The sequence below is a fragment of the Actinoplanes utahensis genome, from assembly GCF_016862455.1.
GTDB classification, from domain to species: Bacteria; Actinomycetota; Actinomycetes; order Mycobacteriales; family Micromonosporaceae; genus Actinoplanes; species Actinoplanes utahensis.
The window spans coordinates 1-25,850 of the sequence record NZ_BOMZ01000115.1 but is presented as its reverse complement, the minus strand read 5'-3'; the positions used below and the strand labels follow the sequence as shown (position 1 = coordinate 25,850).

Here is a 25,850-nt window from a genome sequence, read left to right as displayed (position 1 = left end):
GATGAACCATATAAGTCTTTACTTTCATCGATGTCGTCCATAGATTCAGGTCAACACGTAAAAGCTGAGGTCACCGGACCGGCGACACGACAACGCCCCACATGCGCGGCGTCCTGACACCCCTTCTTCTCCCGAGCTCCTCGGGGGCTTCGTCGTGTCCTGGAACCGGAAGGAACGGAGACGCATGGACGAAACCACCGCTCCCACCAGACCGCTGTTCTCCCGGCGATCACTCATCGTCGCCGGGGCGATGGGCGCCGCGGTGCCCGCCATCGCCGGCGCGGCGGCCCTGCCCGGCGAGCCGGCCCGGGCCGCCCTCGGCACCGTCAGACGGGTGACGCTCTACGCCGAGGCGCTGCCCGGCGGCCTCTACGGGTACGGACTGGAGCGCGGGAAAGCCACCGTGCCCGGCCCGGTGCTGGAGATCTACGAAGGCGACACCCTCGAGATCACCCTGGTCAACACCACGAACCAGCGCCTGTCCATCCACGCGCACGGGGTCGACTACAGCACCGGCTCCGACGGCAGCCCGCTGCACGCCTCGTTCAACGCCCCCGGCGAGACCCGCACCTACGTGTGGCGCTCGCGGGAGATGTTCGCGGCAGCCGGCCGCCGGTTCATGCCGGGCAGCGCCGGCTACTGGCACTATCACGACCACGCGATGGGCACCGACCACGGCACCGGCGGGGTCGCCAAGGGCCTGTACGGCGCGCTGATCGTGCGGCGGCGCGGCGACATCCTGCCGGACAGGCAGTTCACCGTGGTCTTCCACGACATGACGATCAACAACAGGATGGCGCCGAACACCCCGATGTTCGAGGCGAATCTCGGCCAGCGGGTGGAATGGCTCGCCATCGGCCACGGCAACCTCTTCCACACCTTTCATCTGCACGCCCACCGCTGGGTGGACAACCGCACCGGAATGCTGGAGAGCATCAGCGATCCCAGCCCGACGATCGACAACAAGGACCTCAACCCCGGCAGTTCCTTCGGGTTCCAGGTGCTGGCCGGGGAGGGCGTCGGCCCGGGCGCGTGGATGTACCACTGCCACGTCCAGAACCACTCCGACGGCGGCATGTCCGGCCTCTTCCTGGTACGCAACGCCGACGGCAGCATGCCACCCGGCGCCGAGGAGGCCATCCACCGGTTCCGGGGCCACACGCACACCCCGGCCACATCGCAGAGCCACGGCGACCATCAAGGGGCCGGCCAATGACGACGACCGATCCGATCCGGCGGGCGCTCACCACCGCGTCAGCCGTCCTCATGCTCCTCACCGGAGCGTCACCCGCCATCGCGTCCACCCTGCGGGAGCCACCCACCGGCACGGCGGCGCCACAACAGTCGGTGCTGGTCTTCCACGGCGCCGCCGCGGCACAGGACGACCCGGTCGCCAAGGCCGCCACCACCATCGGAGCACTCGCCGGCGCGGCGGGGCTCACCGCCACCACATCCACCGACCCGGCCGTGTTCACCACGGCTGAGCTGGCGAAGCACCAGGCCGTGGTGTTCCTGTCGGCGGCCGGCACCACGCTGAGCCGGGACCAGGAGAGCGCGCTCACGGCGTACATCAAAGGGGGTGGAGGTTTCGTCGGCATCGCCGACGCCGCGAAGGCGCAACTGGACTCGACCTGGTTCACCGGACTGATCGGCACCCGCCCCGCCGGCGCCGTCCCGGCCGCCGAGCCGGTCGGCAAGGTCACCGCGAGCGGCGAGAACGCGCCGAACGAGACCAAGGAGAAGCTCACCGACGGCGACAACAACACCAAGTGGCTGGTACGCACCACGACCGGCTGGGTGACCTACGAGCTGGCCGCCACCAAACCCATCACCGGGTACGCGCTGACCTCCGCCAACGACTTCCCCGGCCGGGACCCGAAGGACTGGACGCTCAAGGCTTCCGCCGACGGCGAGACCTGGACCGACGTCGACCGCCGTACCGGGCAGAGCTTCCCGGACCGCTTCCAGACGCGCCGGTTCGACCTGGCCGCGCCGCAGAACCACCGCTTCTTCCGGCTGGAGATCACCGCCAATGCCGGGGAGCCGCTCATCCAGCTCGCCGACCTGCGGCTGTTCACCGCCGACGCCGTCGCTCCCCCGCCGCCGGGCGTCAACCGGGCCGTGGTCGACGTGCTGGACACCCGGCACCCGGCCACCGCCGGCCTCCCGCGCACGATCACCCGGTCGGACCGCTGGTACAACTGGGACCCGAACCCCCTGGGCGCCGTGCACACCCTGGCCCAGGTCGAGGAACGCCACTACGACCCGGGCACCGGCGCCAACGGGGCGTTCCACCCGATGTCCTGGTGCCGCGACTACGACGGCGGCCGGTCCTTCTACACCGGCATGGGTCACACCGCCGGCAGCTACGACGAGGACGCGTTCCGCAAGCACCTGTCCGGCGCCCTGAAGTGGACCGCCGGCCTGGTGCGCGGCGACTGCCAGGCCACCATCGCCGCCAACTACCGGACCGAACGGCTGACCGCGGCGAACCAGACCGGGCAGCTGGACCAGATCGGCGAGCCGCACGGGCTGACCATCGCCGGCGACGGCACCGTCTTCTACGTCGGCAAGGCCGCCTGCCCGAGCGGGCCGGTCGTCAGCTGGGACGACCCGAAGGTGGGCCTGGGCTGCGGCACCATCCACTCCTGGGATCCACGCACCAAGCGGGTCAAGCTGCTGACGACACTGCCGGTGATGGGCAACCGGGGCAGCGGCTCCGAGCTGGTCAAGAACGAGGAGGGTCTGCTCGGCATCGTGCCGGACCCGAAGTTCGCCGAGAACGGCTGGCTCTACGTCTACTGGATGCCGCACGACTCGATCGACCGGGCCAAGCGGGTCGGTGACCGGACCGTCAGCCGGTTCACCTACGACCACCGGACGCAGACCGTCGACCAGGGCACCCGCAAGGACCTGCTGAAGTTCCCGGTGCAGATCCACAGCTGCTGCCACGCCGGCGGCGGCATGGCCTTCGACAAGCAGGGCAACCTCTACATCGGCTCCGGCGACAACAACTCGTCCGAGGGCTCGCAGGGCTACTCCGGCAACAACTGGACCCAGGAGTACGCCGGGATCTCCTTCCAGGACGCACGGCGTACCTCCGGCAACACCGACGACCTGGCCGGCAAGATCATCCGGATTCACCCGGAGCCGGACGGCACGTACACCATCCCGCCGGGCAACCTGTTCCCGCCGGGCACCGACAAGGCCCGCCCGGAGATCTACGTGATGGGCGTCCGCAACATCGCCCGCCTGCAGATCGACCCCGAGACGAACTGGCTGACCGCCGGCTGGGTCGGCCCCGACGCCGCCGCCCCCAACCCGGAGCTGGGCCCCGCCAAGTACGAGACGGCCACCATCATCACCTCCGCCGGCAACCAGGGCTGGCCGTACTGCATGGGCAACCGGCAGCCGTACCGCGACCGCAGCAGCACCGATGCCACCCAGCTCACCGGCTGGTACGACTGCGGCAACCTGAAGAACACCTCGCCGCGCAACACCGGCCTGACCGACATCCCACCGGCCCGCGACAACATGATCTGGTACGCGCCCGGCGGTGGCGGCCCGGTCTTCCCGCCCCGCGCCGACGGCAGCGGCGTCCCCACCTACAACGCCGCCGACGCCGTCTACACCCAGCCGTACCTGCGCGGCGGCGGCCAGGCGGTGATGTCCGGCCCGACCTACCACCACGACCTGGCCGACCCGGCCAGCACGGTGAAGTGGCCGGCGTACTGGGACGACAAGTGGTTCATCGGCGACCAGTCGAACGCCGCGAACCGGGTGGCGATCACCGTCGACCCGGCCGGGGTTCCGCAGCAGAAGCCGCCACTGTTCGGCGAGACGCTGCGCGCCATCCTGCCCGGCGGCAACGCCGACAACCGGCTGATGAGCTGGATGGACGCCAAGTTCGGCCCGGACGGCGCGCTGTACCTGCTCGACTACGGCGGCGGCTTCTTCAGCCTGCACCCGGCACAGAAGCTGCTGCGCGTGGTCTACACCGGAGGAGCGCCGACCCCGGCGCCGCAGGCGGCGGCGGTCGCGGTGCAGAACAAGGCGCTGACGTACGCCTTCACCGGCTCCCGCTCCGGCGGTGTCGGCCACCTGTGGGAGTTCGGCGACGGCGCCGGCTCCACGCTCGCCGACCCGCGGCACGTGTACGCCGAACCCGGCGCCTACACCGTCCGGCACACCGTGACGTACGCCGACGGCGAGAAGGCCACCGTCACCACCACCGTCGAGGCCGGATGTGCCGTACCGGACAGCCGGGCCACGGTGTTCCTGGCCGACACCGACACCGGCGTGCCGAACAAGACGATCGGCGGCGGCTGCACGATCAACGACCTGATCGACGACGAGAGCACCTGGAGCGACCACGACGGTTTCGTCCGGCACGTCGACGCGGTGGTCCGTAAGCTGCGTGTCCTCACCGCCCGGCAGGCCGGCACGCTCACCCGCGCGGCGGCGGCCTCACCGGTCGGGCGGCCCGGCCACACCGGGTACGAGCCGCTGTTCGACGGCACCGCGGCGTCCCTGAAGGACTGGATCCAGGCGCCGACCGGATCGTTCGCCATCCAGCCGGACGGATCACTGCGCCCCTCCGGCGGCCTGGGCATGCTCTGGCACACCAGGGAGGTCGCGGACTTCTCGCTGCGGCTGCAGTTCCGCGACGTCGCGCCCGGCACGGGCCGCGGCAACAGTGGGGTGTTCACCCGGTTCCCGGATCCGCGGATCCCCCTCGACCAGCGGCCGCCGGGCAGCTGCGGCACCGTCGGCTCGGCGCGCACCTCGCCGGCCTGGGTGGCCATCTACTGCGGGCACGAGGTGCAGATCTACGACGGGGAGACGGGTGAGCCGCAGAAGACCGGCTCGATCTACAACTTCGACCCGGTCGCCGTGCCCGAAGCCCGGGCCACGCCGAAGAACGTGTGGAACGACTACGAGATCCGCGTCGTCGGGCAGCACTACACGATCATCCGCGACGGCGTGGTCATCAACGAGTTCGACAACACGCCCGGCAAGACCTCGTCGCGGGCCTCCGACCCGTCCACCGACCTGCGGCAGTACCTGCGCGGGCACCTCGGGCTGCAGAACCACGGCGACAACGATCTCGTCGAGTTCCGCAACATCCGGGTACGCGACCTCTGAGCCCCGGCGGGACCGGTCACCGGCCGGTCCCGCCACCGCCGAAAGGTGTCACCTCTTGCGAACGTCCCTACGCCTGCGCACCGGCGCGGCCCTGATCGGCCTGCTCCTCGCGGTGCTGACGATCTCCGTGCCGACCGCGGCGGCCGCCGCCGAGACCCTGACCTGGACCGCCGACGACGACATCACCCGCTATCGCAGCGCGCCGGCGACCGCCGTGGCCGGGGCGACCACCATCGTGTTCGAGAACAGCGCGGCCACCGGCAACACCACCGGCATGCCGCACACGCTGACCTTCGACACCAGCACCGAGGGTTACAACCACGACGTCACCCTCAACATCCTGGCCGGCCCGTTCGACGTGAACAACGGCAGGCACACCGCCACCGTCACCCTGACGCCCGGCCGGTACCGCTACTTCTGCACCATCCCCGGGCACAGCACGATGGTGGGCGAGCTCACCGTCACCGGCGGAGGCGGCGGCGAGGACACCACGGCGCCGGCCGTGACCGGCACGGTCACCGGCGACCGCGACGCCGCAGGCGATTACACCGGCTCGGCGACCGTCACCGTGGCCGCCACCGACGGCGGGTCCGGCGTGAAGACCGTCGAATACCAGGTCGACGACACCAGCTGGCAGCCGTACACGGCACCGGTCGTGGTCAGCGCGCTCGGTGACCACGCGGTCCAGTTCCGGGCCACCGACAACGCCGGCAACGTCTCCACCACCGGCTCGGTGTCGTTCCGGGTCGTGGCCGCGCCCGGCGACACCACCGCGCCGACGGTGACCACCGCCCTCACCGGCGAACGGAACGCCACCGGCGACTACCTCGGCCGGGCCACCGCCACGATCACCGCCACCGACACGGGCTCCGGCGTCGACCGGATCGAGTACCAGCTCGACGGCGGCGCCTGGACCGCCTACACGGCGCCGCTGGTGGTGGGCACCGCCGGCATGCACATGCTGCACTCGCGGGCCACCGACAAGGCAGGCAACACGTCGGCCGTGCAGATGACCCACTTCACCGTCGCCGAACGGCCCGCCGAGGACACCACGCCACCGACCGTCACCGCCGCCGTGACAGGCGAGAAGGACGACAACGGCGACTACCTCGGTACGGCGACCGTCACGGTCACCGCCACCGACACCGGCTCCGGCCTCGACACCGTGCAATACCGGCTCGACTCCGGCGGCTGGACGGCATACACCACGCCGGTGGCGGTGAGCACCCCCGGCCCGCACACCGTCGGCTACCGGGCCACCGACAAGGCCGGCAACAGCGCCGCCGAGCAGCAGGTCACCTTCACCATCGCCGGGCAGGACGGCGACGCCTGCCCCGACTCCGACACCCGGACCACCGTGATCATCGCCGGAGTCGACACCGGGGTGCCGAGCGCCGACACCGGCAACGGATGCACCGTCAACGACCTGATCGCCGAACGCGCCGCATACCCCACCCACGCCGCCTTCGTCCGGCACGCCGAAGCCGTCACCGCGGCCCTCGTCACCGCGGGCAGACTCACCGCCCGCCAGGCCGGCGCCATCGTCCGCGCCGCCGCACGCTCGGACATCGGCGCATGACCACCACCATCCTCGCCACCGGGAGCGCCACCATGCGACGTACCACCGCCCTCGCCACCCTCACCGCCGCCGTCGTCGCCGGAACCCTGATCGCCCTGCCGTCGGGCGCCCACGCCGGCCTGGTGACACACTGCGTCGGCACCGGCGGCGCCGTCACCGTCCCCAACGACCTGTACGTCCCCGCCGGCGAGTCGTGCGCGCTGACCGGCACCGTCGTCACCGGCAACATCACCGTCGCCGCCGGCGCCAACCTGGTCATCGACGGCGGCCGCGCCGAGGGCACGGTCCGGGTCTCCGCCGACGGCTACCTCGACGCCCGCGGCACCACCATCGGCGGCGCCGTGGTCCTGGCCGCCGGCGGCTACGGCGTCTACCTCAAGGACAGCGGCAGCGGGGCCGTCACCGTACGCCCGAAAGGCACGGCCACCGTCGACAGCTTCCTGTTCACCGAGAACGCGCGGATCGTCGGCACCGTCAACGCCCAGGGCGGCGAGGTACGCCTCGGCGACGGCACCCAGGTCACCGGCAGCCTCACCAGCTCCGGCACCCACTACACCGACCTGCACGACTCGTTCGTCGACGGCACGCTGTCGGTGCTCAACGCCGGCACCGGCGCGGTCGTCTGCGGCAGCGCCGTCCGCGGCAGGTCCACCTTCGCCGGCAACCTCGGCGGCGTGCAGCTCGGCCCGGACGGCGTCCTGGACAGCTGCGCCTCCGGCAGCTACTTCGGCGGCGACGTCAGCGTCACCGACACCACCGGCGGAGTGACGCTCGACGACAACATCATCCACGGAGCGTTGACCGCCCACACCAACGATCCCGCAGCCGTCATCGCCTCCAACAACCGCATTCGCGGCGGCGTGATCGGCGCTCCCACCAGCGCCGCCGCACGCCAGTCCCGGGCCGCGGCCGCGGCCCGGGAGGACACGACCCGCGATCGCGCCGACGCACGCCACACCGCAGCCGTCCAGGAAGCCGACGCCGCAGGCGCCGCCAACCTGTAAGCCGGCTCATCTCGCACCCGTGGCCGGGCGTGTCCGGCCACGGGTGCGGGCCTCACCACAGCGTGCGCCTGGCCCGCCCCGCACGGCGCGCGGTACTCCCCCTCGGAACAGTCGTGAGCCTCGGCGTTCCCCTCTGACGGCAAGGCGGCGGAACCGGTGCAGCGGCGGCGAAACGGCGCCGGGGCCGTTCAGGGCGTACGGCAGGTCGTGAGTTTCACCCGGGGGTACCAGCAACCGGGAGGGCCGGCGGCAGGGTCACCGTGATGTCCATGCCGCCGCCGGACCGCGGGACGCTGAAGAGTTCGCCGTCGTGGGCGGTGACGACGGCGCCGACGATGGACAGGCCGAGCCCGGCCCCGCGAGTCCCGTTGGCGGCGCCACGGACGAACGGCTCGAACAACCGTTGATGTTCCTCCGGGGTGACCCGTGGGCCCGTGTTGACCACCCGCAGGAACGCGTACCCCTCGGCGATGCCGCAGGTGACCGTGACGTGCCCGCCGTCGTGGTTGTAACGCAACGCGTTGTCCAGGAGGTTGCCCGCCATCCGTTCCAGCAGCACCGGCTCGCCGCAGGCCGGCGCCCGCCGCAGGTCGGCCTCCAGGATGACGGCCACATCGGCGGCCCGGCCGGCGGAGGCGGCGACCGCTGCGGCGGCGACGGTGGCCAGGTCGACCGGCTCCCGGCGCAGCGGACCGGCGTGGCTGCGGGCCAGGATCAGCAGACCGTCGAGGGTGCGCCGGCTGGTGTCGACGGCGGCGGCGATGTCACCGGCCATCGCGACGAGCTCGGCCCGGTCGGGTTCGCCGTCGAGGGTGACGTCAATGGCGGTACGCATGGTGGTGAGCGGGGTGCGCAGCTCGTGTGCGGCGTTGGCGACGAACAGGCGCTGGCTGCCGAGGACCCGATCCCGTTCCGCGACGGCGTCCTGGATGCGGTCCAGCATGCTGTTGATGGTGATGGCGAGCGCGGCGAGCTCGTCGGCGGGCCGGCCGACCGGAACCCGTTCGGACAGGTTCTCCGTGGAGAGCCGGTTCGCGGTGTCGGCGATCGTCCGGATCGGACGCAGGATCCTCCCTGCCACCAGCCAGCCGATCAGCCCGGCCACCACGGCCATCACCAGAAGCGCCGGCACGGCCAGGGCCAGCAGCCGGGCTACCGCGTCCTCGATGAGCAGCCGCATACTGCGAAAGAACAGCAGGTAGGTCAGCACGGTCAGCATCAGCCCGGCGGCGAGCACCAGCGCGGTGTAGAGCAAAGTGAGCCGGCTGCGGGCAGTCAAGCCACGGATCACGAAGTGATCCGGTACCCGGAGCCGGTCACGGTGCCGATCAGCGGCGGGTCGCCGAGCTTGCGGCGCAGGGTGCTGACGGTGATTCGTACGGCGTTGGTGAACGGGTCGGTGTGCTCGTCCCACACTTTGTCCAGCAGCGTTTCCGCACTGACCACCGCGCCGTCGGCGGCGAGCAGCCGCTCCAGCACCCCGAACTCCTTCGGGGTCAGCGCCAGCGGCCGGCCGTCGCGTTCGGCGATACGCCGCGACGAGTCGAGCGTGATCCCGCCCGCCCTCAGCACCGGAGGACGGGCCGGGGTGCTGCGCCGGGCCAGCGCGCCCACCCGGGCGACCAGCTCGGCGAAGGCGAACGGCTTACCCAGGTAGTCGTCGGCGCCCAGGGACAGCCCATCGACCCGGTCGGACACCGCCCCGGAGGCGGTGAGCATCAGCACCCGGGAGGTGCCACGTTCAGCCAGCAGGCGGCACACGGTGTCGCCGTGCACCACCGGCAGGTCCCGGTCGAGGACCACCACGTCGTACGGCGCGACATCGGCCTTGTCCAGGGCCTGCCGCCCGTCGTGGGCCACGTCGACGGCGCAGCCGTGCTTGCGCAGCCCGGCCGCGATGTACCTGGCCAGTGGTTGTTCGTCCTCGACCAGCAGCACCCGCATCCGTCCAGTATCCCCAGCGGCGCCTATGGGCGGCATATGGCCCAGCGATACGCCGACGATAGGCGCTCCTCGGTAGACATGCTCCATCCGATCTCCGATCAGGAAGGACTGTGATCATGGATTCAGCGCCCGGGATCGATCGTCGAAATCTGGTCAGATGGGGCGGGCTGGCGGCCGCCGGTGTGCCACTGGCGGCCGGGCTGGGCCACGCCGGAGCCGCCGGCGCGGCACCGTCGCCCTCCTGGCGGGACCGGCTCCCGCCGGACACCCTGCCCGGCGGCGCCTACGACCGGTGGCTGACCCGGATGGCCTCCGAGACCGGCTTCTCCGGGGTGGTGCTGCTCGCGCACCGGGGCCGTACGGTGCTGTCCCGCAGTTTCGGCATGGCCGACCGGGAGCGGGGGATCCACAATCATGAGGGCATCGCGTTCACCCTCAGTTCGGCGGGCAAGCCGTTCAACGCGATCGCCGTGCTGCAACTGGCGCAGCAGGGCAGGGTGAAGCTCGGAGACCCGATCGGCACCTATCTGACCGGCTTCGACCCGGAGATCGCCGAGAAGGTGACCGTGCACCATGTGCTCTCCGGCACTTCCGGGCTGAACACTCCGACCGAGGACATCGAGCGCGTCTTCGGCAGTCGGCAGGAGGTGCATGAGTACTACGAGCAGTGGGCCCGGCGGTCGAGGCCGGTGGCGCCGCCCGGCACTCCGTCGCAGCACGCCGGCGCCGAGGTCGCCATCCCGGCGCTGATCGTGGAGGCGGTGAGCGGCAAGACGTACTGGGATTATGTGGAGGAGAACATCTTCCGGCGCTGCGGGATGACCGGCTCCGGATTCTTCACCCGGCCACAGTGGCTCACCGACCGGCATCTCGCCCACCCGTACATGACCGTGGCCGGCGGTGAGGTCGACGCGATCCGCAACCTGGACCGGGGCAGCTCGCGCGAGCACACGGAGGGACGGAACCCGGGGCGCGCCTTCATCGACGCGCCCGGCGACGGCGGTTTCGCCACCGCGCCGGACCTGGTGCGATTCGCGCGGGCGCTGCGCGACGGCACGCTGCTGGAGCGGCCTTGGGCGGAGGTGCTCACCGCGGCGAAGACGCCGCACGGAGCGGCGTCCTTCGGGTCGTACGGAATCCCGGTGCGCATCGTCAACGGTCAATGGGTGTTCGGCAGGGCCGGCGCCAACCCCGGGGTCGGCGCCTGCTGGACCATCTACCCGGACAGCGGCTGGTCCGGCGTCATCCTCGGCAACGCCGACCGCGGGTCACTCCTGGAGGCGACCCAGCAGGAGATGCGGGCCGTCACCGGGGCCGCCCCCGGCGGCGGATCGGGCGGTTGAGACAGTCTGCGAGTTCGCACGGCCGACCACGGCCGGCTTTACGCATCTCCCGATCAGAAAGGATGACGTCGTGATGGAGGATGCCCCGTTGCCGGAGGGAGGCGGGCGGAAGCGTCGGCGGCTCCGTCGACTGGGTGTGACGCCTACCCGTTGCGGGGCAAAGCCGTCGGGTCGATGCCCACAGTGCCGGAGGTGGTGGCCGCGTTCCCGGACCGGGAGCTCCTCATCGACATCAAGAACGGCGAGCCCGCCGAGGGCGAACGTCTGGCCGAATACTTGACCACCCTGCCCGCCGAGCGGTTGAGGACCATCAGCGTGTACGGCGGCGACGCCCCTGTCGACGCGCTCGCAGCACGACTGCCGCAGATTCGGGTCACCTCACGGAAAATCATGGAGAACTGCCTGGTCGACTATCTGGCCGGCGGCTGGACCGGACGGGTGCCCGACGCCTGCCAGAACACCGAGCTGCACCTGCCGCAACGGTACGGCCGTTGGCTCTGGGGATGGCCGAACCTGTTCGTTGACCGGATGCGCGAAGCCGGCACCCGCGTGATCCTTGTTGCCGGGGACGGCCCGTGGTCGGAGGGCTTCGACGAGCCCGACGATCTCCGCGCCGTGCCGGAGCACTGGTCCGGCTGGATCTGGACCAATCGCACCGATGTGGTCGCGCCCTTGATCTCCGGGGTTCGGCGGACAGGGGTGCCGGCACTACCCACCCACCCCGCAGTGCCTCAACGATGATCGTTACCGTGGACTAGGTGATTCAACCCGCGGACGGTCACGTACACACCGAATTCTCCTGGGACGCTCCTGAAGGATCCATGGAACGGACGTGCGCCCGTGCGGTGCAGCTCGGTCTCCCGGCCGTCGCGTTCACCGAACACGTCGACTACTCCCGGTGGACGGTCGACGAGGCGGTTCTGGAGCACTCGCCGCTGCGCCGCCAGCTGACCGGCCCCGACGGCGTGTTGGTCCCGCCCGAGTTGGACCAGGAGCGTTACCTCGCCTCGGTTCAGCGGTGCCGCGAGATGTTCCCGTCGCTGCGCGTCATCAGCGGCGTCGAGCTGGGCGAACCCCATTGGAACGCCGTGCCGGTCGCGAAACTGCTCGGCACAGGCCACTACGAACGAGTGCTCGGCTCGCTGCATGCGCTGCCCGTCGACGGCCACCTCGTCGAGGCGAACGCGCTCTACCGGCAGCGTCCCGCCGTCGAGGTGATGCGGCTCTACCTCGCCGAGATCGCCAAGCTGATCGCCCATACGGATGCTTTCGCGGTCCTCGCCCACCTGGACTACGCGATCCGCGGCTGGCCTGCCGAGGCCGGGCCGTTCGACCTGCATGCCTTCGAGGACGAGTTCCGGCACGCGCTGCGCGCCCTCGCCGTCACCGACCGGACGCTGGAGGTCAACACCCGCATCCCGATGGCTTCGGAGATCGTCCGCTGGTGGCGTGACGAGGGCGGCAAGGTGGTCACCTTCGGGAGCGACGCTCACGTCCCGGACGCCGTCGGCACCGGCCTGTCCGCAGCCGTCGACATGGTCGAGGCACACGGTTTCCGGCCGGGCCGTCATCCGTACGACCGGTGGACCCTCCCTGGGTGACCGGCGCACCACCCTGGAGCCGGTCTCCGCCGACACGGTCGCGGGGGTCTGACCCGCGAGCCGGCCGGCGTCCTCAGCGGCGCCGGCCGGCCCTGGTCACGAGGCGTTCGTCGCGGCCTTCCGCGCCGTGTCCCCGGCTTCCTGCGCCGACGACCGGGCCTGCTCCGTCGTCGCCTGCGCGGCCTCTCGGGCGGTGCCCTTGACCTCCTCGACGGCGTGCTGGACGGTGCCGGAGAGGTCGTCCTTCAGACCGGCGGCGAAGTCCTTGACCGCCCCGGTCAGGTCACCGCCGCCTTCCTTGAGCTGCTGACCGGCGCGGCGTTCCGCGTCGGTCACCGGGATGAGGCCGGCGGCGAGCAGCCCGACCCCGAAGGCGATGACGCCGGCGGCGAGCGGGTTGCCCTGCGTACGGTCGGCGGCGGCCCGCGGGACGTCCCGGATCGCGCCGGCCGCATCGCGGGCCTTCCCGCCGGCCACATCGCCGAGATGCGCCGCCTGGCCGCTGAGGTGCGACGCCTTCTCCTGCACACCGCCCACCGCCGACTCGCGAACCTGTTCAGCGCTGCCCATCACCCTCTCCCGCACCGTGTTCCAGCGTCGCTGGGCCACTTTGCCGGGGCTGGCCTTCTCGGCCAGCATGTCGACGTCGCGAGTCAGCGACGCCCGGGTGTTCTCGATGTCCCGCTTCAGCCGTTCGGGTTCTTCAGCCATCGCGCATCCTCCTTGAGCGTGTCGACGGTGCGGTGCGGGACCGGATCCACGGTCTTCAGGCGCTTGCGGCCCGTGACGAACAGGGCCGCGCCGGCGATCGCCCAGGCGGCGGCCACGATCAAGGCTGCCCAGCCGGCGTCCATGATGTTGGCGAGGCCGAACACGGCGGCGAAGCTGAGCAGAACGACGGCCAGATAGGCGGCGAACCCGGCGGCGCCGAGCATGCCGGCGGCCCGTCCGGCCTTGGCCGCCTCCTGCTTCAGCTCGGCCTTCGCGAGCTCCACCTCCTGGCGGAACAGCTGCGACAGGTCGTCGCTGATGTTGCCGATCAGCTCGCCGAGCGACGTCTGCGCGACCCGGTCGCTCTGGTCGTGCGGTGAATGTACGGTCACGGCCGCGGCTCCCGATGCTGCAGGCGGGTGAACTCGTCGAGCACCGACGCCGTACCGGCGCCGTTGGCAGCGTGGCCGGCTTCCGGGGCCGGGAAGGTCGCCCGCACGGCTGCGGGGGTGTGCACCGGGCGCGGCGCGGCGGCCTCGGGAACCGGCGACCCGGCGTGCGCCTCGGCATTGGCGACGCTCTTGCCCAGCCGGCCGACCACGAAGCCGGCCGCCAGGGCGGTCGCCAGGAACGCTCCGGGACGGCGCCGGGCGAAGTCCTGCACCTCCTGCAACACGCCCTCGGGGCCGTGCCGGTCCAGGTAGTCGGCGAACTGACGGCCGCCGTCGGCGACCCGGGCGACCACGGTGGCGGCCGGGGAGTCCTGCCGGTCGCCCCGCATCTCGTCGAGATGGTCGGCGGTCTCCCGGATGGTGCTGATCAGCTTGTCGCTCTGGGCACGGGCCTGCTCGCCGACCTTGTCGCGTACCTCCGCCGTGATCGTGCGGACCTGGTCGCGTGCTTCGGCGCCGACCCGCTGCGCCTGCTCCGCGGCGGTGCCCGCCACATCCGCCGCGGCCTGCTGAGCGGCTTCCTTCCCCTGGCCTGCCACCTGTCTGGCCTTGGCGGCGGTCGCGCCGCCCGTCGCATTGCTCATGACGCCTCCTGCCGAGAATCGGATGATCACCGGTATCCCCTCGGTAGGAGGCTCTAATCCGATTTGACAGCTTTTCTCCAGATTGCCGTCCGGCGCCGCTCAGCGCCGGGTGTGCTGCCGTCCGGCGTCGGCGCTGGTACGGGTACTCGTGCCGCTGAGCCGGCGGGCGGAGTTGACGAGGCCGACCATGCTGAACGCCTGCGGAGTGTTGCCGAGATGCCGGCCGGTCGACGGGTCGTACTCCTCGGCGAGCAGGCCGACGTCGTTACGCAGATCCAGCAGCCGCTGGAACAGCCTCTCGGCCTCACTCTGGCGCCCGATGCCGGCCAGCGCGTCGACGAGCCAGAAACTGCACGCCAGGAAGGCGCCCTCGGTGCCGGGCAGCCCGTCGACACCCTCCTCCTCGGGCCGGTAACGCAGCACGAACCCGTCCTCGCACAGTTCCCGCTGCACGGCCTCCACGGTGCCGACCACCCGCGGATCGGCGGCCGGCAGGAACCCGACCCGGGGAATGAGCAGCAGAGCCGCGTCCAGCTGAGCCGACCCGTACGCCTGGGTGAAGGTGTTGCGGCCGGTGTCGAAGCCCTTGGCGCACACCTCGGCGTGGATGGCGTCGCGGACACCACGCCACCGGTCGGCCGGACCGTCCATGCCGTGCTGTTCCACGGCACGGACCGCACAGTCGAAGCCGGTCCACGCCAGGACCTTGGAATGCACGAAGTGCCGGCGCGGGCCCCGCACCTCCCAGAGGCTGTTGTCGGGCCGGCTCCAGCTGCCCTCCAGATGGTCGAGCAGGGCGCGTTGCAGGTCCCAGGCGGTGTCGGTGGCGGCGATACCCGACTCACGGGCCAGGTGCAGGCTCTCCAGCACCTCACCCCACACGTCCAGCTGCAACTGGTCGGCGGCGGCGTTGCCGACCCGGACCGGGCGGGCCCCCTCGTAGCCGGACAGCCAGTCCAGCTCGTACTCCGGCAGGCGACGGGTTCCGTCGAGCCCGTACATGATCTGCAGGTCGGCGGGATCGCCGGCGACGGCCCGCAGCAGCCACTCCCGCCACGCCTTCGCCTCGGCGACATAGCCGGTGCCCAGCAGCGCCTGCAGGGTGAAGGTGGCGTCACGCAGCCAGCAGTACCGGTAGTCCCAGTTGCGCGGGCCACCCCACTGCTCCGGCAGGGAGGTGGTCGCGGCGGCGAGGATCCCGCCGGTGGGAGCGTAGGTGAGAGCTTTGAGCGTCAGCAGGGCCCGGCGTACGGGCTGCTGCCACCGCCCGTCGTAGTCGCACCGGCCGATCCACTCCTGCCAGAAGCGTTCCGTGTCGGCGAGCGCCCGTTCCGCGTCGACCGGCTGCGGGCGCGGCAGATGGGACAGCTGATAGGTCAGCACGAACGGGATCCGCTGCCCGGCCGAGACCGTGAACTCGGCGACCGTCGACCGGTTCTCGCCCTGCACCGGCACGTCGGTGCGCAGCCACACCGCGTCCGGGCCGGCGATCGCGCCCAGGTCGGGGCCGTGCCGCCGCACCCACGGCACGATCTTGCCGTAGTCGAAGCGCAGCGTCAGGTCCATGCGCATCGGCACCGTGCCGGACAGGCCCTCGACGATCCGGACGACGTCGGCGGCACGTCCCCGCGGCGGCATGAGATCGATGACCCGGACCACGCCGTCCGGCGTCTCCCATTCGGTCTCCAGAACGAGGGTGTCGTCACGGTAACGGCGGCGGGTCGCCGGTCCGCCGGTGGCCGGCGCGATCCGCCAGCGCCCGGCCGACTCGTCATGCAGCAGGGCGGCGAAGCAGGCGGGCGAGTCGAACCGTGGCAGACACAGCCAGTCGATCGATCCGTCTCGGCCGACCAGCGCCGCCGTCTGCAGATCGCCGATGATCGCGTAATCCTCGATACGTCCCGGCACCGTCGTTCCCCCCGTCGTGTACGCCGACGAGACCGATGCCGCCGGCGCTGGGCGGCTTACCCGTCTGCCACGCCGGCTAAGCTTGTCGTTCAACCAGTTCGGCGGGGCTTGGTGCCCTTCTTGCCAGCGACAATCCGACCAGCGTCTTGACCGGCCCGTCGGTGCACAGCAGCGCCTCAGTCAGCTCGAACAAGGCGTCCGCCCGTCGGGTCATGCATCGGTAGAGACGCTCACGGAACTCCGCCAACGCATCGATCGCTTCTGCTCGGTCAGCCACGATTGCCACAACGATCATCGATGGGCGCGGACACGGCTCCGCGGCCTCAGCATGCCGAAGCGTCACCTAGCCAGGCGCCGGAGGACGCTGGGGCACAGTCGGTCGGGTGCAGCCGGTCCCAGACCTGCGCCTTCACCTGGCCATAGAGACGGGTGTCGGTGACCGTGAGCGCGTGCTCGACGTCCCAGGTAGCAGGGTCACCAAAGACGAACTCCCCGCCGTGTCTGGTCGGGCGACCACCCAGTGGCCGATAGACGCGCGGCGGGGTCGGACGGCGCAGCACCCGATCGGAGCGCATCCGACCGAGGATCTCCACCGGCAGGTCCCGTAACAGCCAGGCGATACGCGGGGCCGCGTAGCCGGCGTCGAGCACGATCAGGATGTCGCGGTCTCCCGGCCGCCACTGGCCAGCATCAACAAGTCGGTCGACGAGCTGCTGCACCTGCGCACACGTGATCGCCGTGACGTCCGCGCCGGGCGGCAGCCGGATCGCGTCCAGCAGAGCGGTCCAGGAGGTCCGGCCGTTCTCCAGTGCGGCGATGATCGAGTACGGCCAGCCCGGGATCATCCGGTGTTCGTCCTTGCCGCGGCCGTAGGTGTGGCAGAACGAGCGCTGCGGGCTGCAGTCGCCGTCCGGGCGCAGCCATGGCGAGACGTCCACCGCGAGCACCAGGCGGCCGTCCGCCGCCCGCGGGCAACGGCAACCCGGCCAACTGCCGGCGCAGCGACTCGACGTCGATGCGCCCCGCGTTGAGCGCGTCGTACATGGCGCCGTGGCCACGCCCGGTGCTCCGGAGCCAGTGACAACCCGACCAGTGTCTTGACCGGCCCGTCGGTGCACAACAGGGCGTCCGTCAGCTCGAACAACGCGTCGGCCCGCTTGGTCATGCATCGGTACAGCTGCTCACGGAACCCCGCCAATACATCGATCGCTTCCGCCCTGCCCGTCACGACCGCCACAACGAGCGTCGATAGAGGCTAGATGCGCCCATCCTCGCCGGATGACGCTCCGTCACCGTCGGCCAGTCCGGAGTCGGGCACTACGAACGCGCTCAACTGCCGAGATGAGCGCATCCCTCACAAAGCTGCTATGAGTCATGGCTGTTTGCCTTCATCAGCCGTACGGACAGCGGGACATTTGATAAACCTGGCATGCATCACCACGCTGAAGCGCGGCGGCTGCAAAAATGTCCGCTAGGTGCACGCCACCAGGCAACCCCTCGGATGTTGGTACAGGATTACCGGGACAAGCCCATACTTCGTCATCCCAGCCGAGGACGGCGAAAGAGACCCAAAACATGCAGGAGGACGCTATGGCGACCGATCCGCGTATCGACAACGAGATCGCCGCCGTTCGTAGTGAGATCTACAGCGCTAACACGCAGGCGTCTATCGTACTGGCTACTATCGCCCTCGCCGTCGGCCCGCTCGCCGCCAATGCCAAGAGCCTGTTCCGTCCAACCTGGCCGATCACGACCTTGGCGATAGTAGGCGGTGTTGCCGCTTTCGCGGCGGTGTGGCTCTTGTTGAATGTCGTCCTGCCACGCCTGGACGCATCCGGTCGCGGCAGTTTCCTGCACTGGGCGCAGTTCGATCACGACGGCCTGCGTGATGCGCTCAACGAAGACTATCAACTCGGCGAACTGCTGGTACTCTCGCGGATCGCTACAGCGAAGTACCGGTCTCTCCATCAAGCAGGTTACCTACTAAGAATCGCATTGGTGATTCTAGCGATAGCGGCTCTTGCGAGCCTGGCTCGCTGAATCGCCAGCTCGGATGAGGAGTCAGCCTGATCCAACCAGAACCACAAATTCCACTCATCTTGCCCGAGTGTAGAAGTGCCAGTCACATGCTGTTCTGCCGCGGAGCGTACGCCTGACGCCCGTGCGGTATTGATCATCTAGTCTCGATCAATGCATGCTTCCACGAGGAACCCCGCGTGGGTGTTCCAGCCCCTGGTGGGGGTCGGTCCGCTGCGGTTCGGTATGAGCCGCGTGGAGGCGGAGACTGCCGTCGGGTTCGACGCCTGGGAGTGGGATGGTGGGGTTCATTTCGATGATCTCCTGCTGACCACTTACTTCACGTCCGGCGGCCTCCTGGCGGGTGTGCGGGTTACGCTGCACCTACACGTTCTTCGAGCAATGCCAGCACCGCATGGCCTGCGCCCGCTGCGACTTCTACACACCGAAAGCGTCGTCAAAAGGCCAGCTACTCGAGGCCAAAGACAACCTTCAGCGCATGCTGGCCAGCATCCCTCTCACCGACGACGAACGCGCCGCCGTCGACGACGGCCAGGCCGCCCTCGACCAACTGCTCGAGCGGCTCGTCGACGTTCCCACACCGGCCGGTTCCACCCCACGACAGATCGGAGCGCCTGCCACGGCCACCTTGCTCCCGATCCTCGCCATCACGAAGAGCCATCACGGTGAGTAGACGCGAGCTGGAAAGGCGTCGCGATCTGCCAGCTCGCTCTTCTGCCGATGAGAGGGCGTCGTGTTTCTCCGAGATAAGGCGCTACACCTCGGCGTCCGGGCAATCCTCGATGCCCTTGGAAACGGGTCTCCACAGCCCATCATCTTGACGCGAACTCAGCCGATCTGCCTCATGAGCCGCGCGAGTCAGCTGCTTGGAGGTTCGCGGAACAGCAGCCAAAAACACCGCGCCAACATGGCGACAGAACATCGGGCCGTGGTCCAGCGGCTGCACAGGCTCGCTCGCGAGGACCGCCAGGTCATTCAACCTCCAGCCCAGCAAACCGGCCACTGCCTGGAGTTGCGGCAGCTGATGCCATGCCCCTCCCAACATGCCCGCGATCGTGCTCCTCGACAGCCCGACGAACGGCACTTCCCGCGCGCCAAAACCGCGATTCGCCATGAGTCCGCGCAGTACGGCCGGAAAGGGGTCCGGATCGGCGAGGTCGCGTGCCGGGCGGGGCTCGGCCGCTGAGCGCTCGTCCGGCATAGCGTGGAGGAATTCGCCGAGAGCCGTCAGTTGCATATGGTTGCAGTACGTCACTCGGTAGGCGAATTCCCGCAAGACCTTCTGGTCACGCTCCGGTGGCAGGAGGTGGCCAGGCACCGGATGCCCCGCAACTACCAGGACATCCGCCACGGGCAGGTCAAGGTCGAGGGCAAACTCCTCCAGCCATGGCACGCCATAGTCCCTGCCGTTCTGCAGCAGACCGCGAAGAACCGTGGCCCTTGTCATGACAATCAATGTATATCGTTGTACTTCGCCGGAGAGCTCGCACTCTCATGCCGCGATCCGCGCGGTCGAGCTCACCGACGGTCAGGGTGCGCAAACTGGCTCGACGACCCCTGCTGCGGCTGGCTACCGTCGCGCGATGAGAAATCCGGGCCGGTATCGCTACGTCGGTCCAGCAGAACTCCAGGACGAACGTCCATCCATGGAGGCGGTCAATGTCGGCTCCCGCGCTGTTCTTGATCGCTGGCTGGCCGGGCGGACTCGAGCCGAGTTGGACGAGCCGTTCACATTCGTCGTTGCGCTCGACGGCTCGCTCAGGGTCGCCCCGCGTCGCAGCGAGCATGTTGCCCTCGCAACTGGCCGCGACGTGCTTGCCGCGGGCGAGATAACGTTCGTCGGCGCAGCCGGCGCGCGGCACGTGCTTGAGGTAACCAACCAATCGACCGGCTACTGTCCCGATCCGGACTGCTGGACGGCAGTCGGCACAGCGCTCGATCGCCTAGGTCTCAAGCACCCCGGGGACTTCACCACCAAGCTCGTCTTCCGGCGATGTCCGTCCTGCGGCGAGCGCAACATCGTCCGCGACAGCGACTTCACCTGTGCTCTGTGTGACGGCGCCCTGCCGACGTATTGGAACTTCGCCCCCTGATCTACAGAGCTCACCGACATCCGCTTCTGCCTCAGTGCGGCTGCATAATCGCGGGCAGACAACGCGGATTCGCGAGAAAGCTGGTCCGCCATAGCCGGACAGACTTGACAAATTAGATTCCATAGAACCCGCCGGTGGATCGTGGAACGGTCACTGTCCTGGCTGATGCGCGCCCGCCGCAACGCCCGCGACTGCGAACGCCTCCCCGAACACTCCGAAGCCCACATCACCTGGGCAAACATCACCCTGATGACCCGCCGGATCGCCCGCGTAGAGGGTCGGCGGGCCGCGCTACCCAAGCTCATTGCCGCCTGATCAGCACGATGCTCAGAGACCACGATCCGCAGGTCGATCCATCGGCGCGAAGAGCCGGTCGAGCTGGCGATCGATCAGCTCGATCGCCCGTTCCGCGCTCAACTGCCCGAGCAACATTTGGCCCTGCAGTCCGGTCGTTCCTGCCAACAGGAAGTCCGCTTCGTCCCGCCGTCCCTCTGGCAGGAGCATGGCAATCAGATCCTCCAGCTCTGGCGGCGCGTCGCGGATCCGATCGCGTAGTGCATCCTCCGTCATGAACCGAACGAAGTAGGCCATGTGCACCAGGTGCCGCTGTCGGCGGCTCTCGTCCAGCGGGAGGAATTCGAGCAGGACACTGCGCAGCACGTCGCGGGGTTCCGGCTCCGGGCCTAGTGCGGCGACGCGTTCCCGGGCCTCGGCCTCACCGTCGCGGTTGAGTAGCTCGAGAGCGCCCAGCAACAGGTCCTCGCGGGTGCCGAAGTAGTACTGCAACTGCCGGGCGGGCACTCCCGCCTCCGCCGCGACGCGGCGGATCGTCGCGTCTTCGAGTCCTCCGGATGCGGCCAGCCGCCATACCGCAGCAGCGATGTGGCGGCGCCGCGCCTCATGGTCGACCTGGCGAGGCATTCAAAGCTCCCATCAATCTGGTACGGTCGCACCACTAAGATATGGTGCAACCGTACCAATATAGGGGAGGGCCTTGTCATGAGGACAACGACGCTGGTCATCGGCATGATTCTGCTGGTCTACGGAGCTCAAGGCGCAGTCCGCCAACTCGTGGACCATGACAACGCCGGCCTGCTCGGCTGGCTACCCGGCGGCTTCGGGGCTCGACTGGCCGGCCATATTGTCCTAGTGGTCGCCGGTCTGCTCCTTGCCAGCTGGGGCGGACGCCGCCCCAGCCACTGAACGCCCGTTGCCCCGAAGTGGTTGTCCGATCTCAATGATCATGGCAGTGGCACAAGGGCGCTGATCAGCGAGACACCGGTTTCTGTTGAGACATGATCGCTGCTGTTCGTCTCAAAAATGATTCCAGTTCTTGGAGCGATTCTGTCCGTCGCAAAAATCCTGGCGGGGCCAGGATGTCTGAGCTGCTTAATGACATTTCGGGTGAGACGGTTTTGCTGGGATTCTCAATGTACTTGCGGGTTTTGAGGTATCGCCCGCCGTCGTTCGCCGAGGAAGGGATAGCCGATCCGGCTGTCGCTTACGGTGCCTGGATCTTGATCTGCCGGTGCAGTCCCGTGGAGTCGTAGCGACCTGGGCCGGTAGGCGGCGGGCTCGGCGCCTACCGACGATTCAACGGGTCTTGTCAGAGGGGGCCCCTACGATGTGCCGATGACGCGATTCGTGCAGCAGCCCGATTACGAGGGTGCGGAGTTCATTGACCTGTCCATGGCCGGCGCGACCTTCCGGGAGGTGGATCTCAGCGGCGCCCGGATGCGTGGTGTCGTGCTGTTCAACGCCGACATCGACGGGGCGATCAACGGGCTGCGCGTCAACGGCGTGGAGGTGATGCCGTTGATCGAGGCCGAGCTGGATCGCCTGCACCCCGAACGGCTGCGACTGCGGCCGACCACACCTGAGACGATGCGCGACGCGGTGGACGTCATCGAGGAGCTGTGGCGCGCGACGGTCCAACGCGCGAGCGCGCTGCCGGACGAGGCCGTCTACAGATCAGTGAACAACGAGTGGTCACTGGCCCAAACCCTGCGCCACACGATCTTCGTCGTGGACGCCTGGTATGGCCACGCGACGGCCCTTCGCCCGAGCCCGTTCCATCCGATCGGCGTACCCGCATCGTTCACCACCGACGGCGCCGAGTTCGGCATCGACGAGTCGGCCGCGCCCACCCTCGACGAGATCCTCGCCGTGCGCGCCGAGCGGATCGCCGATCTGCGCACATATCTGGCGCAGGTCACACAGGAGGAGCTGGACCGGGTGCGCGGGCCGAACACCGCGATCGGCTGCCCGCCGCCCGCCGAACGTACGGCGGTTAAGTGCCTGCAAGTCATCTTCAGCGACCAGTGGGCGCACGTGCAGTTCGCCAACCGCGACCTGGCCATCCTGGAACAGGAGTATGCGTGATGCTCCGCGAGGTCCAAGAACCACAAGCGTCTAGCATGACGCGAAGTTGTCCGATCTCAAGGATCATGGCGGTCGCAAGCGTTCTGGACCGCCCCGGGGTGACAAGTCGGGTGAGAATCCCAGGTTGCGGCTAGTCTCGACGTTGCTTCATGCTTGTGGATCTTCGTCCGGAGTCTTGGTGATCATGGCGGCCTGGTGACTGTTTGACCTGCGTGGTGACAGGTTGGCTGCGACGCCCGCGCCGCGACTCTCGTTATTGGTGACGCCTTCTGGGCTTCTCCGGCCTTGACGAAGGTGGTGTGCGAGAAGGGCGATGACATCCGAGTGGATGATCAGTTCGATGCGTTCGGAGCTGGGCTGTAGCGGGTCTCCATATGGGTCTTCTTCAAGGTTTCAAGCCGGGCCTGCCAGGCGAGTTGCATGGGTGAGCGGCTGAAGCGGTTGAATTGCGGTGCGGTGTCGCGCAGGGCTTGACGGTAGGCGCGATCGGCTATGGATGGTCCGTGCTGGTGCGCGAACTGGCGGTGGTGCCGGTTGGCGGCGTGCCGCGCAACACCTGTTGGCCAGCCCCAAGCAGAACGACCTGGGCCGAAGACCATGTTGCCCTCACCGCGATCATGGGGATCGGCCGGGAGAAGGAATGCTCGCTGGCTGGGCGATCAGGCAGCCGGTTTCTCATCGAGGAGTGGGGCTAGCCGGAGATCGGCGTGTATTTCGCCGACTGTCCCTCGGCAGGCCACGACATGATCGCGTTCGGCTACCGGGAATGCGGTTCCGAAGGTGAGCCGCGTGTCGTCCACGTCGAACAGGAGGTCGACTACCGGATCACCGTGCTCGCGCCAGATTTCGTCAGCTTCATCCAAGCGCTGCGACCGGAAAGTGACTACGACTATGGCTGAGGGGCCAGCCGGCCGGGGCGATTCGGCCCCCCGATGGTCGGCAGTCACCGCTGGGTGAACCGGTGGGCAGCTCAGCGATGTGAGGAATGTTTGCTGGGCTCGGAGGCGAACAGTTCGGCCGGGTGGTGGCCTGCCCGAACGTGTGCCGGCCCTCGGCCAGCACGCCAACCAGCCGGTAGCAGGTCGCCCGGGACGGAACCGGCACCACGCCTTCGCTGTGCCGGTCGGTGAGTAGCCGTTCGACTCGGCGCAGCACCCGTGACCGTGTGCCGGTCGACAAGGACTCCTGCTCGGCCAGCACCTCGGCCAGGACGGCGACGAACCGTCCGTCGGTCCTACCCTCCAGCGAATGTTGCCGGGCGGCTCCACGATCAACCAACCCCCACAGGCCCTGTGCGCGTCAGCACGTGCGAATGCCGTGGGAGAACAGCACCAAGGCGACACCACCGCGATCGTCTTGCAGACGGACCGTGGTGCCGGCCAACGCCACCACCTGCTGATCCCGCCCGTCGAACCGGACTCGGTCCCCGACCCGCAGCAAGCCTCGCGGACCGCCGGTCATCGCCCGGCCTCGGCTCGACAGACCAGCGTGTGATCGCTCAACGGCCGGGACAAATCCGCCGTGAGCAGCCCTTGCCACAGCAGATGGAACACCACCGGTAGCACCGCGATCGGGTCGCCGATCTCCGCGGCCTGCGCCACGAGCGGTGCCGGGCTCCAGAACGCCGACCGTACCGCTTCCGGCGTCGCCGGTCGCAGCCGTAACGGCCATGCCGATACCCCGCCAACCAGCGCAGATTCACGACCGGAACCGGATCGATCTCACCGACCAGCCGGTATCTCCAGCCGACCGACTCACACGCCCGCCGCGTCGCGGTGAACGCCACCGCGGATCGCTCCTCGACCCGATCAGCCGGACGGCAATCGATCACCAGCCCGCCGCCGTCCGCGAGCCTGGCGAAGAAGTCCGGCGCATGCGTACGCGTCCGGCCAGTGCTGACATCTCGCCAGTGCAGCCAGAACGGCTGCGAAGCGAACGTCCGAACCTGAGGATCGAAATCGAGCAGGATCGCGTGATCACGTTCCAGCCACGACTCGAAGCCGACCAGCCGGTTCGTGGACGCCGCCCAATAGAGACCGGGAAAGTGGCGCTGGCCTCGCCGTTCTGCTTCACCGCCACGTCACCGATCTCTTCATGTGGTTGAGCGACTACCCCGAGGACCAGGCCGACCGCAACGCGGTGGCATCGGTAGAGCGAGACATCGGCTGGGTCACCGGCCAGGTTCCCGGAAGCCAGCACGCGCCAAGGCCCGCCGCGAGTTCTGGCGACGAGACGCTCAAGCGCGTCATCGGCTTACTAGTGGATTCCACTTGGTGGCTCGACACCTGTTCCGACGAGGATGTCGACGAGTGGGTGGCCGGAAACCTCCAGGAGAATACCGCCTACTTCCTCGCTGGTATGCCCGACGAGCAGCGCAGCCGTTTCCTCGAAGTTATCGAGGAACTTGCGGTCACGGAGCGGCACGAGGGCCGCCGGTACGAGATGCGGTTCTTCCCGTTCGCGATGGGCCTTGTCGAGACGGAGCCCATCGAGGCGAAGCCGCTCCGTCCTGGCTACGGACCGTGATGAGGTTGGCGGTGGTGCGCACGGTCAGCGGCAGAACAGTACGCCGCCGCACGCGGATGAGATTTGCCAGATCCAGGCTCCGTAAGCTCAGCGTCTGATACCAGCAGACGTAGTCCAACCAGAAAGGTCCAAGGATGTCGACAACGTCGGGTGGCACGCCCGGCTCGGACCTTGCCGCTGAGCTCGCCGCGTTAGACAACAACGTTTACGGGTTTATACACAACGCCTTGGACCTGGGGTCGCTTGCGCGCTCATTCGCGCAGCAGAGCTGGGCTTCGCGCAGGTCGGCATGGGACGAGTATGAGATCACCTGTTCGTGGTGCCAACTGAACCTCTTCACCTCCGGCGGGATGCCGAAGTTCGCCGGCGTGGTGGAGCCCACCCGCGTCGATGAGCTGGCTGACATGCTCCGCTCATTCGACGTCGACTATGAGATTGAGCTGTATGGCGTCAAGGGCGAACTCATCCGTACACTTCTGCCTTAAGCACGACAACCGATTCGCTGCGGTTCAGCGCGCACTCACATCGGCAGAAGCGGATT

At 68.9% G+C, this 25,850-nt stretch carries 25 protein-coding genes and 4 pseudogenes; 18 read left to right on the top strand and 11 right to left on the bottom strand.

All coding sequences use genetic code 11. The features are described from left to right. Nucleotides 1-184: 184 nt before the first annotated feature. The 5 genes and pseudogenes from Aut01nite_RS40920 to Aut01nite_RS40905 all read left to right on the top strand — a co-directional run bounded on the left by Aut01nite_RS40920 (nucleotide 185) and on the right by Aut01nite_RS40905 (nucleotide 7,728). Nucleotides 185-1,216, top strand: coding sequence for a multicopper oxidase domain-containing protein (locus Aut01nite_RS40920; protein ID WP_052164267.1), 1,032 nt, complete (start codon nucleotides 185-187; stop codon nucleotides 1,214-1,216). Then, nucleotides 1,213-5,145 carry a ThuA domain-containing protein gene (locus tag Aut01nite_RS40915; RefSeq protein ID WP_052164268.1) on the top strand — a complete coding sequence of 1,311 codons (3,933 nt, stop codon included), beginning with the start codon at nucleotides 1,213-1,215 and terminating at the stop codon, nucleotides 5,143-5,145. Before Aut01nite_RS40920 ends, Aut01nite_RS40915 begins: the two co-directional genes overlap by 4 nt. A gap of 112 nt (nucleotides 5,146-5,257) precedes the next feature. Then, a pseudogene (locus tag Aut01nite_RS45110) lies at nucleotides 5,258-5,596 on the top strand (cupredoxin domain-containing protein); the annotation flags it as partial. Continuing rightward, nucleotides 5,588-6,514, top strand: a pseudogene (locus Aut01nite_RS45105) (OmpL47-type beta-barrel domain-containing protein); the annotation flags it as partial. The pseudogenes Aut01nite_RS45110 and Aut01nite_RS45105, both read left to right, overlap by 9 nt. A gap of 206 nt (nucleotides 6,515-6,720) precedes the next feature. After that, complete coding sequence (locus tag Aut01nite_RS40905) at nucleotides 6,721-7,728, top strand: hypothetical protein (RefSeq protein ID WP_052164377.1); 1,008 nt, start codon at nucleotides 6,721-6,723, stop codon at nucleotides 7,726-7,728. Nucleotides 7,729-7,942: 214 nt separating this feature from the next. Here the strand turns inward: Aut01nite_RS40905 and Aut01nite_RS40900 are convergent, their stop codons facing one another. Together Aut01nite_RS40900 and Aut01nite_RS40895 are read right to left on the bottom strand one after the other, a co-directional pair. Then, nucleotides 7,943-9,007 carry a sensor histidine kinase gene (locus Aut01nite_RS40900; protein WP_239124639.1) on the bottom strand — a complete coding sequence of 355 codons (1,065 nt, stop codon included), beginning with the start codon at nucleotides 9,005-9,007 and terminating at the stop codon, nucleotides 7,943-7,945. An 8-nt stretch (nucleotides 9,008-9,015) separates the two neighbouring features. Next, nucleotides 9,016-9,672, bottom strand: a complete 657-nt coding sequence (locus Aut01nite_RS40895) for a response regulator transcription factor (protein ID WP_043530558.1) — start codon at nucleotides 9,670-9,672, stop codon at nucleotides 9,016-9,018. A gap of 116 nt (nucleotides 9,673-9,788) precedes the next feature. On the opposite strand from Aut01nite_RS40895, the gene Aut01nite_RS40890 reads away from it, so the two are divergent. The 3 genes from Aut01nite_RS40890 (at nucleotide 9,789) to Aut01nite_RS40880 (ending at nucleotide 12,616) form a co-directional block, all read left to right on the top strand. After that, complete coding sequence (locus Aut01nite_RS40890) at nucleotides 9,789-11,015, top strand: serine hydrolase domain-containing protein (RefSeq protein ID WP_043530578.1); 1,227 nt, start codon at nucleotides 9,789-9,791, stop codon at nucleotides 11,013-11,015. Between the two features lie 192 nt (nucleotides 11,016-11,207). Further along, the gene (locus Aut01nite_RS40885; protein WP_152629002.1) at nucleotides 11,208-11,756 is read left to right on the top strand and encodes a PI-PLC domain-containing protein; all 549 of its coding nucleotides are present in this window, start codon (nucleotides 11,208-11,210) and stop codon (nucleotides 11,754-11,756) included. A 17-nt stretch (nucleotides 11,757-11,773) separates the two neighbouring features. After that, nucleotides 11,774-12,616, top strand: coding sequence for a PHP domain-containing protein (locus Aut01nite_RS40880; protein WP_043530561.1), 843 nt, complete (start codon nucleotides 11,774-11,776; stop codon nucleotides 12,614-12,616). Between the two features lie 96 nt (nucleotides 12,617-12,712). Here Aut01nite_RS40880 and Aut01nite_RS40875 read toward each other — a convergent pair whose 3' ends face one another. The 6 genes and pseudogenes from Aut01nite_RS40875 to Aut01nite_RS40850 all read right to left on the bottom strand — a co-directional run. After that, nucleotides 12,713-13,327 (bottom strand): DUF3618 domain-containing protein, encoded by a 615-nt coding sequence (locus tag Aut01nite_RS40875; protein WP_043530563.1) that lies wholly within the window; start codon nucleotides 13,325-13,327, stop codon nucleotides 12,713-12,715. Further along, nucleotides 13,303-13,719: a phage holin family protein gene (locus Aut01nite_RS40870; RefSeq protein ID WP_043530565.1), complete on the bottom strand. Its 417-nt coding sequence runs from the start codon at nucleotides 13,717-13,719 to the stop codon at nucleotides 13,303-13,305. The genes Aut01nite_RS40875 and Aut01nite_RS40870 overlap by 25 nt, the downstream gene beginning before the upstream one ends. Further along, nucleotides 13,716-14,363, bottom strand: coding sequence for a hypothetical protein (locus Aut01nite_RS40865; RefSeq protein WP_043530567.1), 648 nt, complete (start codon nucleotides 14,361-14,363; stop codon nucleotides 13,716-13,718). Before Aut01nite_RS40865 ends, Aut01nite_RS40870 begins: the two co-directional genes overlap by 4 nt. Nucleotides 14,364-14,462: 99 nt before the next feature. After that, nucleotides 14,463-16,271, bottom strand: coding sequence for a glycoside hydrolase family 15 protein (locus tag Aut01nite_RS40860; protein ID WP_204037920.1), 1,809 nt, complete (start codon nucleotides 16,269-16,271; stop codon nucleotides 14,463-14,465). Between the two features lie 76 nt (nucleotides 16,272-16,347). Next, entirely contained in the window at nucleotides 16,348-16,566 is a 219-nt protein-coding gene (locus Aut01nite_RS40855) for a hypothetical protein (RefSeq protein WP_152629003.1), read from the bottom strand. 85 nt (nucleotides 16,567-16,651) lie between these two features. Beyond that, nucleotides 16,652-17,508: pseudogene (locus Aut01nite_RS40850) on the bottom strand (transposase); the annotation flags it as partial. A gap of 353 nt (nucleotides 17,509-17,861) precedes the next feature. Here Aut01nite_RS40850 and Aut01nite_RS40845 point away from each other — a divergent pair. Beyond that, on the top strand, nucleotides 17,862-18,311 hold the full coding sequence (locus Aut01nite_RS40845; RefSeq protein WP_152629004.1) for a Pycsar system effector family protein: 450 nt from the start codon (nucleotides 17,862-17,864) through the stop codon (nucleotides 18,309-18,311). Nucleotides 18,312-18,786: 475 nt separating this feature from the next. Next, on the top strand, nucleotides 18,787-18,981 hold the full coding sequence (locus tag Aut01nite_RS40840; protein WP_052164355.1) for a hypothetical protein: 195 nt from the start codon (nucleotides 18,787-18,789) through the stop codon (nucleotides 18,979-18,981). A gap of 81 nt (nucleotides 18,982-19,062) precedes the next feature. Here Aut01nite_RS40840 and Aut01nite_RS40835 read toward each other — a convergent pair whose 3' ends face one another. Continuing rightward, entirely contained in the window at nucleotides 19,063-19,755 is a 693-nt protein-coding gene (locus tag Aut01nite_RS40835; protein WP_043530570.1) for a hypothetical protein, read from the bottom strand. A 136-nt stretch (nucleotides 19,756-19,891) separates the two neighbouring features. Between Aut01nite_RS40835 and Aut01nite_RS40830 the strand changes: the two genes are divergently transcribed. Together Aut01nite_RS40830 and Aut01nite_RS40825 are read left to right on the top strand one after the other, a co-directional pair. Next, nucleotides 19,892-20,401: a hypothetical protein gene (locus Aut01nite_RS40830; RefSeq protein ID WP_043530572.1), complete on the top strand. Its 510-nt coding sequence runs from the start codon at nucleotides 19,892-19,894 to the stop codon at nucleotides 20,399-20,401. A 129-nt stretch (nucleotides 20,402-20,530) separates the two neighbouring features. Then, nucleotides 20,531-20,666 (top strand): annotated as a pseudogene (locus tag Aut01nite_RS40825) (IS5-like element IS4811 family transposase); the annotation flags it as partial. Between the two features lie 62 nt (nucleotides 20,667-20,728). Here Aut01nite_RS40825 and Aut01nite_RS40820 read toward each other — a convergent pair. Beyond that, nucleotides 20,729-21,322 carry a TetR/AcrR family transcriptional regulator gene (locus Aut01nite_RS40820; protein ID WP_043530574.1) on the bottom strand — a complete coding sequence of 198 codons (594 nt, stop codon included), beginning with the start codon at nucleotides 21,320-21,322 and terminating at the stop codon, nucleotides 20,729-20,731. 78 nt (nucleotides 21,323-21,400) lie between these two features. Between Aut01nite_RS40820 and Aut01nite_RS40815 the strand changes: the two genes are divergently transcribed. From Aut01nite_RS40815 to Aut01nite_RS44680, 4 genes are all read left to right on the top strand, one after another. Next, nucleotides 21,401-21,604, top strand: coding sequence for a hypothetical protein (locus Aut01nite_RS40815; RefSeq protein WP_083999753.1), 204 nt, complete (start codon nucleotides 21,401-21,403; stop codon nucleotides 21,602-21,604). 429 nt (nucleotides 21,605-22,033) lie between these two features. After that, nucleotides 22,034-22,783, top strand: a complete 750-nt coding sequence (locus tag Aut01nite_RS40810; RefSeq protein ID WP_043530586.1) for a DinB family protein — start codon at nucleotides 22,034-22,036, stop codon at nucleotides 22,781-22,783. 503 nt (nucleotides 22,784-23,286) lie between these two features. Next, nucleotides 23,287-23,478, top strand: coding sequence for a hypothetical protein (locus Aut01nite_RS44685; RefSeq protein ID WP_201775607.1), 192 nt, complete (start codon nucleotides 23,287-23,289; stop codon nucleotides 23,476-23,478). A 12-nt stretch (nucleotides 23,479-23,490) separates the two neighbouring features. Continuing rightward, the gene (locus Aut01nite_RS44680) at nucleotides 23,491-23,682 is read left to right on the top strand and encodes a hypothetical protein (RefSeq protein ID WP_201775608.1); all 192 of its coding nucleotides are present in this window, start codon (nucleotides 23,491-23,493) and stop codon (nucleotides 23,680-23,682) included. 599 nt (nucleotides 23,683-24,281) lie between these two features. Here Aut01nite_RS44680 and Aut01nite_RS40795 read toward each other — a convergent pair. Beyond that, nucleotides 24,282-24,791, bottom strand: coding sequence for a TnsA-like heteromeric transposase endonuclease subunit (locus Aut01nite_RS40795; protein ID WP_236643063.1), 510 nt, complete (start codon nucleotides 24,789-24,791; stop codon nucleotides 24,282-24,284). A 92-nt stretch (nucleotides 24,792-24,883) separates the two neighbouring features. Here Aut01nite_RS40795 and Aut01nite_RS40790 point away from each other — a divergent pair, with 92 nt between their 5' ends. Next, nucleotides 24,884-25,309: a hypothetical protein gene (locus Aut01nite_RS40790; RefSeq protein WP_152629005.1), complete on the top strand. Its 426-nt coding sequence runs from the start codon at nucleotides 24,884-24,886 to the stop codon at nucleotides 25,307-25,309. A 134-nt stretch (nucleotides 25,310-25,443) separates the two neighbouring features. Beyond that, nucleotides 25,444-25,794: a hypothetical protein gene (locus tag Aut01nite_RS40785; RefSeq protein ID WP_043530576.1), complete on the top strand. Its 351-nt coding sequence runs from the start codon at nucleotides 25,444-25,446 to the stop codon at nucleotides 25,792-25,794. Nucleotides 25,795-25,850: the final 56 nt, after the last annotated feature.